This window comes from Streptomyces sp. MB09-02B, from assembly GCF_033794485.1.
GTDB lineage: Bacteria > Actinomycetota > Actinomycetes > Streptomycetales > Streptomycetaceae > Streptomyces.
The window spans coordinates 1-1667 of record NZ_JARGEE010000816.1; the positions used below are offsets into that span (position 1 = coordinate 1).

Below are 1667 nucleotides of genomic sequence, written 5' to 3' on the forward strand. Positions count from 1 at the left end.
GGGCGGGAGTTGGAGTACGTGCTGGAGTGGGCATAGGTGTGGGGCTCGGGACTCTGGGCGCGGGGGTCGGGTGTTAGCGTTCGGCGGCATGGACGACGGCGTGTATGTGGGCAATGCGGGCAAGGACGCGGCGCTGGACCGGGGTTGGCTGCTCGGCCACTTCAAGGCGGAGGGGGATCCGCGGCGGAGTGAGGCGGTGGAGATCAAGTGGGGTGTGCATCCGCGGGGTGACACGCGCGCCGAGTGGGTCAGGGGTGAGGAACGGACCGCTCTGCAGGTGCTGATCAGCGGTCGTTTCCGGGTCGACTTCCCCGGCCGTAGCGTGGTGTTGGAGCGCCAGGGCGACTATGTCGTCTGGGGGCGCGGGGTGGACCACTCCTGGGTCGCGGAGGAGGAGTCGGTGGTGCTGACCGTGCGGTGGCCGTCCGTGGCCGGGTACGCGGTGGCGGAGGCGGACGAGGGTGCCTCCTCCTGACCGCCTCCGGCACAGCTGTCACGGCAGCGGGAGTTCGGCGTTCGGCCAGCGGGATCGGGCCTGTTCGCGGGAGCGGAGGAGGGCCAGGGTGGGGAGGCCCTGGTCGGCACCGCCGGTCAGGAGCGTGGGGAGCTGCGGGAGCGGGGCCACGGCCGCCACGTCGTCCAGGACCAGGGTGAGTGGTGGGTCGAGGCGGCCGGAGGATGACCGTTCGGCCATGCGCCGGCCGCGCTCGACCACGCTTGAGGCGAGAGCCGTCAGAAGAGGCATGGCGGAGGGGTTCGCCTTGGGGTCCTCGATGGGGTCGCCGACCACATAGAGCGTTCCCCCCTCGTGCACGAAGGAATCCAGCGCCAGGGAGTCGGCTCGGTTCGGGGCGCACGCTTCCCGGACGTTGACCGTCGAGAGGGCGGAGAGGGCGCGTGCCGTCAACTGCTGTGCGATGTCCCGGCGTTCGGGGTGCGAGGTGAGCGCCGACTCCAGCTCACCCGCCGCGCCGGGGGCCGCCTTCGGGTTCGTCCGCAGGGCGCGGACCGCTTCCTGGACGTTGCTGCCCTGGGCCCAGCGGTGCAGGTGGCGGATGGTGCGGGAGTCTATGGCGGCGGCGTGGAGGTAGCTGCGCAGGAGGGTTTCGGCGGTGTCCGCCACCGCCTGGTCGATCCTGGCGGTGGGGCGGATGGGGGCGAGCAGGGCGATGGCCCTGGCCAGTGCTGTCGGTTTGTCCTCGCAGCCGGAGATGGGCGACCAGTGCAGTCGGGCCGGGGTGTCGCAGCGGTGTGCCGGGTCGTAGAGGAGGACCGGGCCCAGTTTCGCGCGGGCGTCCTTCGTGTCCGCCCAGAGGGTGGGGTCGGAGGTGACGACGAGGGCCGGGCCTTCGGCGTCCCGTACGGCCTGCGCGGCGACCGGGCGACGGGACTCGGCGGGGCCGAGGACGACCGTGGGGACCGGGTTCGCCCAGGTGGCGCCCGTGTGGGTGCCGGTGGGTGCGTGGCCGGCGGTGGTGGGTGTGAGGGAGGTGGGGTGTGCGTCGGCGGGGGCTGCCGACCCGCCGGGCGAGGCCGCCTGGGTGGCCGGCGTGAGGGGCGTGCTGTGCCGTTGCTCGGGGACCGGCGCCGATGAGGCCGACGCGGAGGGGGTCGGATGCGGCGTCGGCCTCATCGGCGCCGGTCCCCGAGCAACGGCACAGCACGCC

General features: G+C 73.3%; 2 protein-coding genes. One reads left to right on the forward strand and one right to left on the reverse strand.

The window, feature by feature from the left end; all coding sequences use genetic code 11:
* The first annotated feature begins 88 nt into the window (after positions 1-88).
* The gene (locus P1P70_RS44315; protein WP_319248118.1) at positions 89-475 is read left to right on the forward strand and encodes a signal peptidase I; all 387 of its coding nucleotides are present in this window, start codon (positions 89-91) and stop codon (positions 473-475) included.
* An 18-nt stretch (positions 476-493) separates the two neighbouring features.
* On the opposite strand, the gene P1P70_RS44320 is transcribed toward P1P70_RS44315, so the two are convergent.
* A partial coding sequence (locus P1P70_RS44320; protein ID WP_319248120.1) for a type VI secretion protein occupies positions 494-1667 on the reverse strand: 1174 nt, incomplete at its 5' end.